Raw genomic sequence first — 16358 nt, 5'->3', positions numbered from 1 at the left:
CGGGTAGTCTAACCGACCGTTCGCAGCCGGGGCAATCTGGGGCTTCAGGCGACCGAGTGGGATCTGCCCACCGGCGGTGTTGGTGAGCTTCTCAGCCGAGGGACGGCATCACGGCGCGGAGGAGGGCCGCTAGCTTCTCCGAGGCGGCCTGACTCACCCGAGTCACCTCCTCATGTGTGGGTGGCGCAGGGGCATGGGCCACGTTCGTGATGACCGAGAGGGCCAGCACCCGGCCTCCGATGGCGAAGGCCGCCAGGGCTTCGGGGGCAGTGGACATGCCCACTGCATCGGCGCCCAGGCGCACCAGGGCCAGACGTTCCGCAGGCGTCTCATAGGCGGGGCCGTGCACCATGGCATAGACGCCCTCGGCTAAGGGCAGACCCAGTCCCAGCGCTGCCTGACGCACCGCCTCGGCCAGCCCGGCATCGTATAGCCTGTCCTGTCCCATGAAGCGCGGCCAGGGATAGTCGGGCGTGCCGGGGCCTACCGGGTACCCAACCAGGCCGGGCAGACTGATATGGTCGGTAACCAGCATGAGGTCTCCCGGACGTAGGCCCGGAGCCAGACCGCCGGCGGCATTGGTCAGGACGAAAGCACTCGCACCGGCGGACCGGGCTAGCCGGACCCAGCCGGTGACGGTGGACAGGGAATGACCCTCGTAGAGGTGCAGCCGCCCCTCGAAGGCCACCACCCCGACTCCGGAGACCTGTCCCGCGGACACCCGTCCCTCATGGCCGGCGACGCCGACCGGGGGCAGGCCGACGTCGGCGAAGGTAGCCACCGGCTCCAGGCCCAGGTGCCGTGCGGTCGCGGCCAGCCCACTTCCCAGGCTGAGGGCTACCTGGGCTGGACGGCCCAGGGCGGCCGACAGCGGACAGTCTTTCGGGTCTGGTGCAGGAGTCACTCGCCGCTCAGTTCCCGCTGGCGGTGGCTCCTAGCGATCCGAGCATAGACCTGGGTGCTGGTGGCGCTGGCGTGGCCGAGAAGCTGCTGAACCTCCGAGAGGTTCGCTCCCCGTCGCAGCTTGTTGGCGGCGGCCGAGTGCCGCAGAGTGTGGGGCGTGATGCTTCCCTTCAGGCCCAGTTGGTCGGCGTACTGCTTGATGACCAGCCACAGACCCTGCCGGCTGAGCCGCTCGCCGCGGTGGTTGACGAAGAGCGCTTGTTCCCTGCGTCCTTCTAGCAGAGCCGGGCGCGCCTCACCCAGGTAGGACCCCAGCGCCTCGCGGGCAGATCGGCCGAGGGCGACCACCCTTCGGGTGGCCGGCCGGTTTCCGCAGCAGACCGTGCCAGCATCGAGGTCTACGTCGGCCACATCGAGGGCGGTGAGTTCGCTGACGCGCATGCCCGTGGCGTACAGCAACTCCAGGATAGCGCGGTCGCGCCGCCCCTTCGGGGTATGGCTGCGGCCGGGCAGCTCGAGGAGAGCCGATATCTCCTGGTCGGTAAGCGTCCGCGGAGTGCGGCGGGCCACTTGAGGCGAGCCCAAGCCCTGAGCCGGGTCCTGTGGCAGAACTCCGCCGCCGGTCAGAAAGTGGCAGAAGGACCGTATGCTCGCTAGCTTCCGGGCGATGGTGCTCTGGGCGTAGTCCCTTTCCCTGAGGTGGTTGCCAAAGGCCACGATGTCCTGCCGGGAGAGCCGGCTCCATTCCCTGATCTTGCGGGAGGCTAGGTACTCGCTCAACTGGGTCAGGTCGTTGCGGTAGGCCGCGATGGTGTTGTCGGAGTACTTCTTGCGCTCCTTCAGGTAGCGCAGAAACTGCTCGACTTCCTTCTGCATTCCCGGCTCCTTCTTCCCCTCATGTGCTGCGTCATGGCGGCCGGTGTGTCCGCCTCGCCGGTTGTCCTCTGCTTGAGCGCAGACTCACCCGTAGCGCGCAAGGCGTTGGCCGGTACACCCCCCTGGCCAGGCGCCCACGCCCTCCTGCGGGCTGACGCGGCTGCCGTGGCCACGGCTACCACCAGCAGCGTTATGTATTGCAGGTTAGATGCCAGTTTACATATTGGCCGAGGTGGCATGAAGCTCGGTACCGGGCACCATGGACACGATTGACACCGGCGGGTAACATTCGTCGCAGCTCACACGAGAACGGAGGGAGGTACGGTGGAGCGCTTCACCATCGCCAAGCTGGAGCAGCGCATCGCCGAGACGCTGGGCCAGGTGTACCGTCGCCGCATTCGGCTGGAGCCGGTGCGGTGGCAGACGGACTGGTGCCCTGAGGCGCTGCGGGCGGACCACGACGACTCAAACTGGGAGGCCGTGACCCTCCCGCACTTCTGGGGCGGCCGGGATGTCGCGGTGACCATTCGGGCTCGCTTTCGCGTTCCCCCTGACTGGGGGGATCAGCCTGTCGCGCTTCGGGTCGAACTCTCGGAGGGCATGCACGTCTCCGGGCCCGACGCCACCGCTTACCTCGATGGTGTGCCCCGGCAGGGGGTGGACGTGTACCACAAGGAGGTGCTGCTTCCGCCGGCGATGAGGTCAGGAGAGCACGTCCTGGCGCTCGAGGCCTACAGCGGCACCCGGCCGGACCTCCACCGATTTGGTGGCATCGAGTTGGTCATGATAGATGAGGACGTGCGCGGGTTCTACTACGACGCTCGGGTGGCGCTGGATAGCGCCCGGCTGCTCTCGGAGGATTCCTACGAGCGAGTGCAGATAATCAACGCCCTGGAGGAGGCCATCCGAGCTCTGGACTTCCGGGAGCCGCTGGGTGAGGCCTTTGGGGAGTCGGCGAAACGGGCGCGAGAGGCCCTGAGAGAGCGACTCTACGATCGGCCCGGCGCGGTGGACAGGCCCGAGGTGGTCGGAGTGGGTCACGCTCACATAGACGTAGCCTGGCTCTGGACGCTCCTACACACACGCAAGAAGACAGGCCGGACCTTCCTGACCGTCCTACGGCTGATGGAGCAGTACCCCGAGTACCGGTTCCTCCAGTCGCAGCCCCAGCTGTATGCCTTCTTCCGGAAGGACTTCCCGGAGGAGTACGAGGAAGTCAAGCGCCGTGTGGCCGAGGGACGCTGGGAGGCCACCGGGGCAATGTGGTTGGAGGCCGATCTCAACATAACTGGAGGGGAATCCCTGGTGCGGCAGGTGCTCTTCGGGAAGCGCTTCCTGAGGCGCGAGTTCGGGGTGGAATCCGAGCTTCTGTGGCTGCCGGACGTGTTCGGCTACACCTGGGCGCTCCCCCAGATCATGGCCCGAAGCGGCATCAAGTACTTCATGACCACCAAGATAAGCTGGAACGAGTTCAACCGGTTCCCCTATGACACATTCCGCTGGCAGGGGCTGGACGGGACGCAGGTGCTGGCGCACTTCATCACCACTCCTTCACAGTCCTGGTTCGCCACCTACAACGGCAGGCTCACCGCGGAGGAGGTGAAAGGCACGTGGGACGCCTATCAGCAGAAGCGACTCAACGCCTCGCTGCTACACGCCTTCGGCTACGGGGACGGCGGGGGAGGTCCGTCGGCAGACATGCTGGAGACGGCCAGGCGGCTGCGGAACATGCCAGGCCTGCCCCGGTACCGCATCGGTCGGGCGGACGAGTTCTTCCGCGGGCTTGAGGCAGTGCGGGCGTCGGCGCCGGTATGGAACGGAGAGCTGTACCTGGAGTTCCATCGCGGCACCTATACCTCCCAGGCGCGCACCAAACGGCTGAATCGCAAGGCCGAGCTGGGCCTGCATCAGGCTGAGGCCCTGGCCGCTACCCATCACCTGTACGGAGGCGGCTATCCCTCGGAGGCTCTTAACCGCAGCTGGCAGACGGTCCTGCTCAACCAGTTCCACGACATTCTGCCCGGGTCTTCCATCGGCGAGGTGTACGCGGAATCGGCCCAGCAGTATGGTCGAGTGCTGGAGACGACGGGGCAGATCGCGGAGGAGGCACTGGGGGCCCTGGCAGGACGGGTGCGGACGGAGCAGGACTCGGTACTGGTGTACAACGGTCTGGGTTTCGAGCGCAGCGGGGTGGCTGCGGTGGACCTGCCGGAAGGCAGCGGCCACATCGGCCTGACCGACGAAGACGGCACCCCGGTGCTGGTGCAGCACCTGTCGGACGGCAGGGCTCTGGCCTCGGTACGCGGAGTGCCAGCCTACGGTTGGAAGCGCCTGCTAGTGACCGACCAGCTCCTCTCCGGCGGCTCGCCGGTGGCAGCCGCTGTTGGACTGCTCGAGAGCCCTCACCTGCGGGTGCAGTTTGACGAGGCCGGCCGCATCTGGTCGCTGGTGGACAAGCGCCGCGGGCGCGAAGTCATGGCCCAAGGCGAGAAGGGCAACCGCCTGCTGCTATTCGAGGACAAGCCCCTCAACAACGATGCCTGGAACATAGACGTGTTCTACGAGGAGAAGATGTGGGAGGTGGACGGGCCCGCCGAGGTCACCGTGATCGAAGAAGGCCCGGTTCGGGCCGGGCTGGAGTTCCGCCGGCAGTTCCTGCACTCCGCCCTGGTCCAGAGGGCGTACGTCTACGCCGATGTACCCCGGGTAGACTTCGAGACGTGGGTGGACTGGCACGAGCGGCACCTCCTCCTCAAGGTAGCCTTCCCGGTGGCCGTCCTCAGCCCGCGGGCGACCTACGAGATCCAGTTCGGCAACATCGAGCGTCCCACTCACCGCAACACCAGCTGGGACTACGCCCGCTTCGAGGTGCCGGCTCAGCGCTGGGCCGATCTGTCGGAGGGGGATTACGGCGTCAGCCTGCTCAACGACTGCAAGTACGGATACGACATCCACGACCACGTGATGCGTCTCTCTCTCCTTAAGAGCGCTACCTCTCCGGACCCGGAAGCCGACCAGGGGGAGCATCGTTTCACCTATTCCCTGTATCCTCACGCCGGGGACTGGCGCCCGGGAACGCTGGAGCAGGCGGCGGACCTCAACCTGCCCCTGATCGGCCGGCTGGAGGCCGGACACTCGGGTGACCTCCCTCCGACGTGGTCGTTGGTGTGGGCGAGCTCCGGCAACTTGGTGGTGGAGACGGTGAAGAAAGCGGAGGACGACGACCGGCTGGTGGTCAGAGTGTACGAGGCTCACGGCAGAAGAGGAAACGGACGCCTTCGCTTCGGCTTGCCCATCGAGGAAGCGCACGAATGCAACCTGATCGAAGATGGAGAGCAGCCTGTCTCGATCGACGGGCAGGAGCTGAGCTTCCACTACCTGCCCTACCAGATACGGACGTTCAAGGTCCGGCTGGGGAGCTAGGGCACAGCACCCGGCGGCTAGAGGCGACCCGCATTCCGCGCCGTGCGACGGCCGCTGCGTACTGACCGCCGGGCACTACATAATCAGCATGCAATCGCCGAAGCTGAAGAAACGATACCGCAGGCACACTGCCTCCCGGTAGGCGGCCAAGATGCGCTCCCGGCCAGCAAACGCCGACACCAGCAGCAGGAGTGGCGAGCGAGGCAGGTGGAAGTTGGTCAGCAGGACGTCCACGGCCCGGAAGCGGAAGCCCGGCAGGATGAACAGCGACGTTCGCCCGGCGAAAGGGACCAGTACGTCATCTGCCCCCGCGGCTGCGGCTTGCGCCGCTGAGGTCTCCAAGGTCCTGACCACGGTGGTCCCCACTGCCACTATGCGTCGGCCCTCCTCCTTGGCCCGGGTCAAGCGGGCGCTGACCTCGGGGGTGACCTCGCACCATTCCGAGTGGATGGTGTGGTCTTCCACTTGTTCCTCGGTCACGGGGCGGAACGTGTCCAGGCCCACGTGCAGCGTCACGTACTCCACGTGCACCCCGGTCGCCCTTAACCTGTCGAGCATGGCGGGGGTGAAGTGGAGGCCGGCGGTGGGGGCGGCCACTGAGCCTGGAGTGTCGGAGTACACAGTCTGATACCGCTCCGGGTCCTCTAGATGCCGGTGGATGTAGGGAGGGAGGGGCACGCGCCCGTACCGCTCCAGCCAGGTCTCGGGGGGCTCCTCAAAGCGGATCAGCCGGCCGCCGGAGGGGCTGACACCAGTCACGCACGCACGCGGGCCGGGCTCGGACTCGGATGGCCCGGTCACCTCCAGCTCCGTCCCGACAGGCACCCTGCGGCCGCGGACGAGAGCCTCCCAGGTAGAGTCTGTGGTGCGGCTCAGCAGGAGAAGCTCCACTCGGCCGCCGGCGGGTATCTTCCGGGCCCAGAGGCGGGCAGGGAGGACCCTGGTGCGGTTGAGGACGAGGACGTCGCCGGGGTGAAGGTAGGTAGGGAAATCGGCGAAGCGGTCGTGCCTGACCTCCCCGGTGTCGCGGCACAACACGAGCATGCGGGCGGCGTCGCGGGGCTCTATGGGAGTCTGAGCGATAAGGTCAGGGGGGAGGTCGTAGTCGAACTCAGACGTCTTCAAGGGGCATCTCCGCTGCCCGCGCTATGGGAAGCCCGGTGTAGCGCTCGAACTCGCTGAAAAGGCAGCCGCAGTATTGTTGGCGGTAGAGGCCGTGCTGACGCAGGCGCTGTCCCCTCACCGACCATCCCGGGCGGAAGTCCTCGAAGCGGAACTCCACCCCGTGGGCGGCTGCTGCCTCCTCGCCCGCGGCGCGAATCAGGTCCTGATCCTGATAAGGGCTGATGAGGAGCGTGGTGCTGAAGAGGCGTATGCCTAGCAGCCTGGCCCGGGCGGCCGTCGCCTGCAAGCGCAGGGCATAGCAGATACGGCACCGGTCTCGGGCATCTTCGCGGCCGGCGACAGCGCGCAGAAAGGCGACAGCGTTGTACCCTGGCTCCCATTCGACGGGCAGGGCCACCTCAGCTGAGTACTGGACCAGGCTTTCGCGGCGGGCTTCGTGCTCCTTCCAGGGGTGGATGTTGGGGTTGTACCAGTAGCCGCGCACCTGCAGCCCCGCGTCGCGCAGGCGCTCGAGGGGATAGGTGGCACAGGGAGCGCAGCATACGTGCAGCAGTATGGCATCAGAAGGCTGTGGGTCTGGCTCACTTATCATCCTGCCATTATAGCATCGGACCGGTGACGGTGAGCAGACGCACGCGGAGAGGACTGGCGGCGTACCGAGGGCGCAGCCGGTGTGACAGTCATTGACTGTTCTCTGGGATAGCGGATACTCTTGCCTCGTTCATGAAACAGGCGGGCGTGGAGGATACGGTGGACAACGAGCGCTCCGGGGCTCTCGGATGCGGCTGTGCCCTGCTCCCAGGTCTGCTCCTGGGAGTGGTGGTGTACGTCCTGGTGGGCCTGGTGGCTCGAGAACCGTCCCCCGTGGGCGCTGACCGGGCGACGATCGCCGAGGACCGAGTGAGCGTCGCCTTGTCGGAGGAGTACCTCGGGCGGCTAGTATCGGCCTCCCTAGCCGGTGGTCCGCTGCAGGGCATCGAGGTAGAGGCCATGCCCGGCAACGAGCTCGTGATCCGCGGGCAGGCGACGATGACCGTTCTAGGTCGGGAGCTGGGGCTCCCGGTGTCATTTCGACTTGGGGTGACAGTGCGGGATGGCAACCTGGAGTTCCGGCTGCTGAGCAGCGAGCTGCCTGGCGGAATGGACGCGACTGAAGCTACAGCGATGACGCACCCGCTGCTAGCGCGCCTGGCTGGGAGCTTACAGGTTGAGTTGGAGCGAGCACTTGGTTCCGGCTGGTGCATGGAGGAGATTCGCACTGAGGCGGACTCGGTGGTGCTCGTGCTGGTAGGGCCGGAGGCAGAGCCATGAGGGTAGGCATGGGAGTGGTCGCCGGCCTCGTGATCGGGGCGGCATTGTCCTTCTCTGCCCTGGCGGTGGTGTCACTAGTGGGGGGCACGGAGGACATCTGTGGAGAGGACGCGCCCACAGGCTGGCTCATCCGGGCGGAGGTCCCCTGGGGCGGAGTAAGCCGGGAGGTGTCGTCCGTCGCCGTGCCGTTGGCCGGCGGCAGGTTGAGGCTCCGCGAGGTGGGGCCCGGGGAGTGCGGGAGCATCCTGGTGTGGGCCGACTGGATCGGCGGTATGCGGCTACCCAGGCTCGGCCTAGAGCTTGAGGCGAGGCAGGGTGCGGCCGATCTGCGCCCGGCTGGGGTACTCTTCGGGCAGCTGAGGTTGCCGCTGAGCTGGCTGCCGGAGCCGTGGCGGGAACGGATAGGTGTGCCTCTCGCGCAGGCGGGCCAAGCGGTGCTGACTCGCCAGCTGCAGGGCGAAGGGATGAGCCTGTGCGGCCTGCGGGGCGAGTCGAGCGGGTTGGCGGTGTACCTCTGTCGGGACGGCGATTGACCGACCGTTCCCGGTCGTGATATTATGCTTGCATAGTGCCCCAGTAGCTCAGCTGGACAGAGCAACTGCCTTCTAAGCAGTGGGCCGGGGGTTCGAATCCCTCCTGGGGTACCAGGCCCGATCCCAGGAGCCCTCTCCCGGAACACGGGGGAGGGCTCTCTGTTGGTGCGGATTGCCGGTTGACCGATCGGGTGGGAGCGGCGATAATCCCCGCCAGAATCGAGCCATGGTCGAGACTGGATGTGAGATGCTCGACGTCGGCCCGCCACTGGTTGGGGATGCCCTCCGCTAGGGGGGCGCCTTCCATGGGTCGTCGAGGCCTCTGCTGCCGGCGCGTCGCTCAGTGCCCTGAGACCCAGGATAGGCCAGGTCGTTGCTGGGAGGAGGCACCATGACCCTGGACAAACGCAATCTCTACCGGCTGCCCTGGTCGATGAACGACAACCCCATCGCGTGGCTCGAGGTCACCGACATCTGCAACATTCACTGTGAGGGCTGCTACCGGCAGAGGCTCACGGGCCACAAGCCTCTGGAGCAGATTGACGAGGAGCTCCGGTTCTTCCGGCGGTGGCGCAACCCGGATAACGTCTCTATCGCCGGGGGCGAGCCTCTGCTCCATCCCCGCATCCTTGACGTAGTGGCTCTCATCGCCGAGAGCGGCATCAAGCCCATCCTTCTCACCAATGGCAAGGCTCTCACCCCCGAATTGCTTCAAGACCTCAAGCGGGCCGGCCTGGCCGGCTTCACCATACACGTCGACAGCCACCAGGACCGCCCTGGCTGGCGAGGCAAGAGCGAGGCTGAGCTCAACGAGCTGCGGCAGCAGCTTACCGACATGGTGTCGGCGACCGGGGGGCTCTACCTGGTGTTCAACTCGACCGTGTACGCCGATACCTTGGACTCCATTCCTGACGTGGTGCGCTGGGGACGGAGCAACCTCGGCCGGGTGCATGGCCTGGTGTTCATCACCTACCGGACCGCTGCCAGCGATACGGCCGAGGCGCGTGATTCCGCCGATCGCGAGGTGGATATCTCGCGGCTAAGCTACGTGACGGAGTCGTTCGACGAGGAGTTCGTCGCCTCTCCCGATGTCTACCGGGTGGTAAAGGGCGAACTGCCGGAGTACGAGGCATCGGCCTATCTGGGAGGCAGCATCAGACACGACTCCCTCAAGTGGCTGACAGGCGCGATGGTGGGGAGCGGCGACGAGGTGTATGGGTCGCTTGGCCCTCGAAGCATGGAGGTGGCCCAAGTGGCTCACCATCTGTGGCAGGGCACCTACGTCGCCTATCCCTCCACAGCTCGGGTGGGGGCCAAGGTGTTCCTGCTGGCGGCGTGGGATCCCGTGCTGAGGCCAGCGGCGGCCAGGTGGTGGCGGGGCATCCTCGCCCGCCCGGGTCGACTGCTAGAGCCGGTGTACGTGCAGAGTATATCGGTGATCCAGGCGCCGGACCTGCAGCCCGATGGAAGGGCCGATATGTGCGATAGCTGTCCGGACATGACGGTATACGACGGCAAGCTCATCAACTCCTGCCGCATGGACGAATACCGCCTTTTCGGTGGGTTCGTGTCGGTGGTGGAGAAGCCCAGGGAGACCGCCGGCGAGGGTAGACCCGAAGGCTGATCAGGCCTCCGAGCGGTAGAGCTCGGGCTTGAGGACGCCGATGAAGCGCAGGTTGCGGTACCTCTCGTTGTAGTCCAGTCCGTACCCGACCACGAACTCATTGGGGATGTCGAACCCCACGTAATCCAGCTCTACTTCCACTTCCCGCCTGTCGGGCTTGCTCAGCAGGGAACACACTCTGAGGCTGCGGGGCCCTCGCGTCTGCAGCATGCTCTTCACGTACGCCAGGGTGTTGCCGGTGTCCACGATGTCCTCGACGATGAGCACGTTGCGGTCCAGGATGGACGTCTCGAGGTCCATCACTATCCGGACGATGCCCGAGCTCTCGGTGGCCGCTCCGTAGCTGGAGATGGCCATGAACTCGATGCCATGGGGGATCTCGATGTGCCGCATCAGGTCGGTAAGAAAGACGATGCCGCCTTTGAGGATGCACAGCAGGAGCAGGTCCTGGCCCCGATAGTCGGCAGACACTTGCGCACCCAGCTCGCGCACCCGCTTCTGGATGCTCTCCTCGCTGATCAAGACTCGGGCTACATCGTCGGTGAGCATGGCAAAACCTCAGCCTCATGGGTGTGGCCGATTCTAGCATCCGATGCCGACAGCAGCCAGTACCCCTGCCTCAAGTACCGAAGCTCGCGAGAGACCGGAGCAGTCGCGGCAGCTGGAACCAGGCCAGGCTTCGCCGCCGGCTGGTGGCGCCGGTCAGGCTTTGAGGGGGCCCCGAGGATAGGCTATAGTCGCTTGGGAAGGCGGCTGGGGGCCGCGCCCGATGCAACTATCGGGAACGCAGACCACCTTGGCCGACAGAGCCTCAAGCTTGGAGCCTGATCCGTGTACACGGTGGCAGTTGTGGATGCCAACCTCGAGACGGGAGAGGAACTGGAACGGTTGCTGAGTGAGGCCCAGTTCGAGGTCGCTCGCTTTGCTGGTTGGCGGGAGGCGCGGGCAAGCCTGGCGGCGCTGCGCCCGCATGCTGTAGTGCTGACCGACTGGCGACGCCTAGGAGGGCGGGGAGGGGAACGTTACCTCCGGAGAGCGGCAGGCGGGGCGCCTTTCGTCGTAGTGTGCGATGGCGGGGTGACCGGATGGGACGATCGCTTCGCGGCAGTGCTCTACTATCCGGTGACGTCGGACCAGCTCTCGCACGCCATACGATCCGCCATCGCTCGAGAGCGGGCACTGGTCAGTGCCTTCGGTTTTGTGCTGGATCGGGGATCACGGACCTTGACCCAGGGGCAGCGCTCCGCCAGCCTGACTCCTATCGAGACAGCCATCCTGAGCGAGCTGATGGCAGCCCGGGGGCAGTTCGTTGGCTCCGCCGAGCTGGCCGAAAGGGTGTGGGGGACGCATGCCCGACAGGACAGGAGGGTGCTCTACACCCACATGTCCTGGCTGCGCTGTAAGCTCGAGCGGTTGCTGGGGGAGCCGGGCCTCATTGTGAGTGCGCGACTGCTGGGTTATCGATTCGCCGGCCCGGAGGCAAGGTCGGGCCGGGAGCCCTAGGACCCTGGCAAAGGGCGGCGTCAGGCCGTAGCCCGAGCGAGTCCCCGGCGGCCTGGCTGCCTGATGACGAGCACTACCTTGCCCTGTACCTCTACGTTGGACGGGTGGACGTAGATCGGCTGCATGGCGGGATTAGCCGGTTGTAGCCGAACTCTGTTGCCCTCGTGGTAGAAGCGCTTGAGGGTGGTCTCTCGCTCTTCCCTCAGCCACACGGCGACCAGGTCGCCGTTTTCGGCCACCGTCTGGTGACGCATGATGACGATGTCCCCATCGTTGATGAGGGCATCGACCATGGAGTTGCCTCGCACCTCCAGGGCGTAGATGTCTTCCTCGTCAGGAAGAAGGTCGCGGGTGAGGGCAATGGACTCCTCCGCGAACAGGGGGAAGTCGCTGTCCGGAACGGGCAGAGGATTGCCTGCGGCGATCCTACCCAGGATGGGCACGCTGACTAGAGCGCTGGCCGGTCCCGATTGGTCAGAATGGAGGAGCCTTATGCCCCGCGAGGTGTCGGGGTTGCGCTCAAGGTAACCCTTCTCCTCAAGGCGCTTGAGGTTGTAGTTGACCACCGATGTGGACGAGATACCAGCTTCGGCGCATATCTCGCGCACAGTGGGCGGGTAGCCGCGGAGGCTCACCGATCGGCGTATCGCCTGAAGTATGTCTCTTTGCCTCTCAGAAAGGGCCACGGCCTTCCTCCTCATACCGTGAATACGCGGCTGCCAAGTCTCCTCCCATGGCTTGCAGGGCCATTGTAGTAGAACAACCGTTCTATGTCAACTAGGTGCGACTACTTGCGTGAGGAGGGGGAGCTCGCCGCTGTGGGTGCTGCCGCGGTATTGACGTTGGATGAGCCATGCGCTACGCTGAGCGTATCGGAGGAGCCCCATGGTCGTTCCGGCGAGTCAGCGTCTTCTGTCGGCGAGCAGGTGGCCCCATGCTGCCCCGAGTGCTTGTGGCAGCGTCGAACTGGTGAGGTAGCGGTGACGGTACCCTGGCGGTGGGCAGGGGCGCTATTGGTCCTGACGCTCTCTGCAGTCGTTTTGACAAGTTGCGCCGGCATCCCTCCCAGCGATGCCGAGGCGTCGGAACAGGTTCGCGCCCTGAGTACCACGGTGGCGGCCACGCCTACTCTTGGCCCCACCTCTGGACCGATGCTATACGTTCCTCTAGTCCTGCATGGCCTTCCGCTAGAGCCGACTCCTACGCCCACACGAAGGCCGGGCGACCCTACACCATCTCCTCTTACAGATGCGGTTGTGGTGGCGTACAGCATGACCTCTCAGCGCTCCAGTTCTGACGGCTTCGCTTTGGACGTGGAGGGGGAGGTGAGGAACGACGGTCCCGTCGCCGTGCAGGGAGTACGCGTGCTGGTGGAGGGACGCAACGGGGGCGGCAGTTGTGGGCGGGGGGTTTTGCCCCTCCTGGGCAAGGCGGAGGTGGTGCTGCTGCCTGGAGAGTCATGGCCCTTCAGCGGTACTCTGGCGCTCAGCTGTGAGGCGGCGACGGTCGACCTGGCGACCGTTGCCGTTCAGACCGAACGAGAGCCAGTGCGGCTGGTGATGGAGGACACCGCCATAGGAGTGACGGAGGCGGGAGACTGGGAGCTGCGGGGCATGCTTCGCAATGCCACGACGGCGCTGATCGCCTATCCCCGGGTCGTGTTGACTCTCAGGAGGGCCGGGGGTGAGTATCTGAGCAGCAACGTGGCCTACACCGCTCTGGACCGGCTAGAGCCGGGCGAGGCCACTCCCTTCTCCGTGTCCATAGCCAAGAGCAGGATGACGGGGTGGGCCGACTTTCAGGCGGTGGCCACCGGCGAGAAACGGTAGAGACGGGACTCCTGGAAGCGAGGTGGAGTGGTGACGCTCAAGGGACCTAAGGCGCCGTATGTCCTGGCACTGGTATCGGTGGTAGCTACGCTGTGGGTGACGTTTGGGCTCACTTCGGAGTTCTTCGGCCTCTTCGAGAACGTCGTGGGGCTGGTGTTCGGTATCATCCTGGGGCTGGCTATCGCTCAGGTGTTCGTGGTGCCCAAGCAGAAGCTGCAGTGGGAGCGCATCCGTCTGCGGCGGAAGTACGGCAACACGGGGCGCTACCGCGAGCTGGCTCCACCGGATGAGGAGGAGCGAAGCGGTGGGTGGGCAGCGTTCTTCTCGCCCGGGACCTGGAACAAGGTCAACGTGGTGCTCGGGTTTGGGCTTCTCTTGATGCTGTTTGCCTTTGGAGTGGCCAACATCTTGACCGCGCTCATGGCCATAGTGAGCACCATCAACGTTCGCATGCTGATGGTGAACTATCAGGCCATCAAGCGGATCGAAGCCGACGAGCGCGAACCTCGAGGTCGGTGACCGCGGCCGACTGAGGACCCCTATCATTGAGAGCCCTCTTCGTCTATAACCCTGCCTCCGGCCAGGGCAGCGTGACGCGAGAGCTGGAGCAGTGTGTGCGGAGCCTGGACCGGTACGGGTGGTCGGCGGACCTGGTCTCGACCCAGTTCCCTCGACACGCGACCGAGATAGCGCGGGCTGCGGTGGTTGCCGGGCACCAGCTGGTGGTGGCGGTGGGCGGCGACGGCACAGTGAGCGAGGTGGCGAACGGCCTGGCTGGCTCAAGCACGACCATGGGCGTGATCCCCACCGGGACCACCAACGTCTGGGCTCTGCAGTTGGGGATTCCCAGCCTTCCCCCGTGGCACCCGCGCAAGGTGGTTGACCGGGTGCTGTTTGACCTGGAGGAGCTCGGCTGGCATCGCCCCACCAACGTTCCCTCCTGGCTTGCCGACGCTTTCGCCGTGCTTCTGCGCTCCGAGGTGCGGGCGGTCGACTTGGGTGTGGTGGACGGGCGCTACTTCGTAATGTGGTGTGGCGTCGGGTTTGACGCTCGAGTCACGGAGCAGGTAGTGCCGGAGGACAAGCGCCGCTACGGGGTCTTCGCCTATCTGGCCTCTACCGTGTCCGTGGCGATGGAGTACAGTGCTGCCCGCATGCTGGTGTCTCTGGGCGACCGGCAGCTGGAAGACGAGGTGCTGATGGTGCTGGCGGCCAACGCCCAGCTGTACGGCGGGGTCCTCCGCTTGGCTCCCGAGGCGCGCCTGGATGACGGACTCCTGGACGTATCGGTGTTCAAGGGCGAGGGTGTGGGCACAACTGTGAGGCACGTCACCGCTGTGCTCGCCGGGCGCCACCGCCAGGAGCCTCTAGTCGAGGTGGCCCAGGTGGACCGGCTGAGCGTGGCCTCAATGCCGTCGCAGGCAGTGCACGCGGACAGCGAGGCGTGCGGCACCACTCCGATAGACATAACCGTGAGGCCCAGATGCCTGAAGGTGTTGGTACCGCCGGGAGCGGCGACAGAGCTCTTCTGCTACCCACCGTTGTCGCCTGGCCTAGAGTGAAGGTGGGCGGCTACTCCCATTCGATGGTGGCAGGTGGCTTACTGGTGATGTCGTAGACCACCCGGTTGATGCCAGGTACCTCGTTCACGATGCGGGTGGATAGGCGCGCCAGCAAGTCGTAAGGCAACCGAGCCCAGTCCGCCGTCATGAAGTCCTGCGTGGTCACGGCCCGCAGAGCAACGACATTGCCGTAGGTGCGGTGGTCGCCCATCACTCCTACGGAGCACTCGGGAAGGAGGACGGTGAACGCCTGGGACGTCTCGCGGTAAAGGCCTGCTGCCCTGATCTCCTCGACGAAGATGGCGTCGGCCTCCTGCAAAAGGGCCACTCGCTCCGGCGTGACTTCTCCGATCACCCTTACGGCCAAGCCCGGCCCGGGGAACGGGTGCCTCCAGACGATCTCATCGGGAAGGCCCAGCTCTAGGCCTACCTGGCGCACCTCGTCCTTGAAGAGGTAGCGGAGCGGCTCGACCAGCTCCAGCTTCATGTCTTCGGGCAGACCGCCCACGTTGTGGTGAGTCTTGATGCGGGCGGCCACAGCTCGATCCGGTCCCTGGCTCTCGATGACGTCGGGGTAGAGAGTCCCCTGACCGAGGAACCGCACGTCCCCTAATGCTCGGGCCTCGCGCTCGAACACTCGGATGAAGGTTTCTCCGATGATCCTGCGCTTGACTTCAGGGTCTTCCACGCCTCGCAGCCGGGCGAAGAAGGTCCTGCTTTCGTCCAGGGCAATTAGGTTGACACCGAACCGCCGCCCGAACGTCTCCACCACCTGCGCTGCTTCGCCCTTACGCATCAGTCCGGTATCCACGAAGATGCAGGTCAGCTGGTCCCCGATGGCGCGATAGAGGATGGCGGCGGTGACGGACGAATCTACACCGCCGCTCAGGGCGCAGACCACCTTCTCTCCTCCGACGCGGCCGCGGATGTCCTGCACCGCCTCCTCGATGATGGATTCCACCGTCCAGTTGGGCTCTAGGTTGCAGACTCGGAAGAGGAAGTCTGCTAGTATGCGGCTGCCCAGAGGGGTGTGAGCTACCTCGGGATGGAACTGAAGGCCATACAGGCGAAGGCGATCGTTGCCCATGGCGGCAATGGGGCAGTTGCTGCTGCTGCCGAGCGCCTGGAAGTGGGGAGGAAGAGCCTCCACTTGATCCCCGTGGCTCATCCACACGTCCAGCTCGGAAGGGAGGTCTGCCGTCAGCGGCGAGGACTTCTCAAGCCGGACGGTGGCTGGCCCATACTCCCGTCGGTCCGCCGGCAAGACTCGGCCGCCGGCGACGGTCGCGATGAGGTGCATGCCGTAACAGATGCCGAGCACTGGCTTGCCGCTGGCCAGCACGTAGGGCGGGAGGGAGGGGGCATCCTGGTCGTAGACGCTGGCCGGCCCGCCCGACAGGATGAAAGCGGCCGGGTTGAGGCCCATCACTTCGTCCTCAGCGGCGGTATAGGGCACAAGCAGGCTATAGACCTTCTGCTCACGTATACGCCGGACGATCAACTGGCTGTACTGGGAGCCGAAATCCAGGACCACGACGGGATGACTCTTTGCGCTCACGGACTGCAACCTGCGTTCCTCCTGTGCCAAGGGCCTACCCCATGATAGCCGGTTACGCAGGCAGGGGCTAGTGCGCCCAGTGACAGTCTCGCCAACGGCGGAGCATGAGGT

The 16358-nt window shown here is 65.6% G+C and carries 15 protein-coding genes and 1 tRNA gene; 9 read left to right on the top strand and 7 right to left on the bottom strand.

Annotation, left to right across the window (positions count from 1 at the left end):
* Window positions 1-91: 91 nt before the first annotated feature.
* Together HPY83_06180 and HPY83_06175 are read right to left on the bottom strand one after the other, a co-directional pair.
* Window positions 92-904, bottom strand: coding sequence for a purine-nucleoside phosphorylase (locus HPY83_06180; GenBank protein NPV07537.1), 813 nt, complete (start codon window positions 902-904; stop codon window positions 92-94).
* Window positions 901-1779 carry a tyrosine-type recombinase/integrase gene (locus tag HPY83_06175; GenBank protein ID NPV07536.1) on the bottom strand — a complete coding sequence of 293 codons (879 nt, stop codon included), beginning with the start codon at window positions 1777-1779 and terminating at the stop codon, window positions 901-903. The genes HPY83_06180 and HPY83_06175 overlap by 4 nt, the downstream gene beginning before the upstream one ends.
* A gap of 324 nt (window positions 1780-2103) precedes the next feature.
* Between HPY83_06175 and HPY83_06170 the strand changes: the two genes are divergently transcribed.
* Complete coding sequence (locus HPY83_06170) at window positions 2104-5202, top strand: alpha-mannosidase (GenBank protein ID NPV07535.1); 3099 nt, start codon at window positions 2104-2106, stop codon at window positions 5200-5202.
* A gap of 75 nt (window positions 5203-5277) precedes the next feature.
* Here HPY83_06170 and queA read toward each other — a convergent pair whose 3' ends face one another.
* Window positions 5278-6327: a tRNA preQ1(34) S-adenosylmethionine ribosyltransferase-isomerase QueA gene (gene queA / locus HPY83_06165; GenBank protein ID NPV07534.1), complete on the bottom strand. Its 1050-nt coding sequence runs from the start codon at window positions 6325-6327 to the stop codon at window positions 5278-5280.
* The gene (locus tag HPY83_06160; GenBank protein ID NPV07533.1) at window positions 6314-6919 is read right to left on the bottom strand and encodes an epoxyqueuosine reductase QueH; all 606 of its coding nucleotides are present in this window, start codon (window positions 6917-6919) and stop codon (window positions 6314-6316) included. The genes queA and HPY83_06160 overlap by 14 nt, the downstream gene beginning before the upstream one ends.
* 158 nt (window positions 6920-7077) lie before the next feature.
* On the opposite strand from HPY83_06160, the gene HPY83_06155 reads away from it, so the two are divergent.
* From HPY83_06155 to HPY83_06140, 4 genes are all read left to right on the top strand, one after another.
* Window positions 7078-7638 carry a hypothetical protein gene (locus HPY83_06155; GenBank protein ID NPV07532.1) on the top strand — a complete coding sequence of 187 codons (561 nt, stop codon included), beginning with the start codon at window positions 7078-7080 and terminating at the stop codon, window positions 7636-7638.
* Window positions 7635-8171: a hypothetical protein gene (locus HPY83_06150; protein NPV07531.1), complete on the top strand. Its 537-nt coding sequence runs from the start codon at window positions 7635-7637 to the stop codon at window positions 8169-8171. Before HPY83_06155 ends, HPY83_06150 begins: the two co-directional genes overlap by 4 nt.
* 37 nt (window positions 8172-8208) lie before the next feature.
* Window positions 8209-8285 (top strand) — tRNA-Arg (locus HPY83_06145).
* 277 nt (window positions 8286-8562) lie between these two features.
* On the top strand, window positions 8563-9795 hold the full coding sequence (locus HPY83_06140; protein ID NPV07530.1) for a radical SAM protein: 1233 nt from the start codon (window positions 8563-8565) through the stop codon (window positions 9793-9795).
* On the opposite strand, the gene hpt is transcribed toward HPY83_06140, so the two are convergent.
* Window positions 9796-10344: a hypoxanthine phosphoribosyltransferase gene (gene hpt, locus HPY83_06135; protein NPV07529.1), complete on the bottom strand. Its 549-nt coding sequence runs from the start codon at window positions 10342-10344 to the stop codon at window positions 9796-9798.
* A 282-nt stretch (window positions 10345-10626) separates the two neighbouring features.
* Here hpt and HPY83_06130 point away from each other — a divergent pair, with 282 nt between their 5' ends.
* A complete protein-coding gene (locus tag HPY83_06130; GenBank protein NPV07528.1) occupies window positions 10627-11298 on the top strand; it encodes a response regulator transcription factor in 672 nt (223 codons plus the stop codon).
* A gap of 20 nt (window positions 11299-11318) precedes the next feature.
* Here HPY83_06130 and lexA read toward each other — a convergent pair whose 3' ends face one another.
* A complete protein-coding gene (gene lexA / locus HPY83_06125; GenBank protein NPV07527.1) occupies window positions 11319-11999 on the bottom strand; it encodes a repressor LexA in 681 nt (226 codons plus the stop codon).
* Between the two features lie 624 nt (window positions 12000-12623).
* On the opposite strand from lexA, the gene HPY83_06120 reads away from it, so the two are divergent.
* Genes HPY83_06120 through HPY83_06110 form a run of 3 tightly spaced genes read left to right on the top strand, consistent with a single transcriptional unit; the run spans window position 12624 to window position 14689 of the window.
* Window positions 12624-13127, top strand: a complete 504-nt coding sequence (locus HPY83_06120; protein NPV07526.1) for a hypothetical protein — start codon at window positions 12624-12626, stop codon at window positions 13125-13127.
* A 30-nt stretch (window positions 13128-13157) separates the two neighbouring features.
* Complete coding sequence (locus HPY83_06115) at window positions 13158-13646, top strand: hypothetical protein (GenBank protein NPV07525.1); 489 nt, start codon at window positions 13158-13160, stop codon at window positions 13644-13646.
* A 26-nt stretch (window positions 13647-13672) separates the two neighbouring features.
* Entirely contained in the window at window positions 13673-14689 is a 1017-nt protein-coding gene (locus tag HPY83_06110; protein NPV07524.1) for a diacylglycerol kinase family lipid kinase, read from the top strand.
* Between the two features lie 10 nt (window positions 14690-14699).
* Here the strand turns inward: HPY83_06110 and guaA are convergent, their stop codons facing one another.
* A complete protein-coding gene (gene guaA / locus HPY83_06105; GenBank protein ID NPV07523.1) occupies window positions 14700-16247 on the bottom strand; it encodes a glutamine-hydrolyzing GMP synthase in 1548 nt (515 codons plus the stop codon).
* Window positions 16248-16358: the final 111 nt, after the last annotated feature.

This window comes from Anaerolineae bacterium, assembly GCA_013178015.1.
In the GTDB taxonomy this organism is placed as follows: Bacteria; Chloroflexota; Anaerolineae; order DRVO01; family DRVO01; genus Ch71.
Note: the sequence above shows the minus strand (reverse complement) of the source record. Positions and strands in the feature narration are given on the sequence as shown.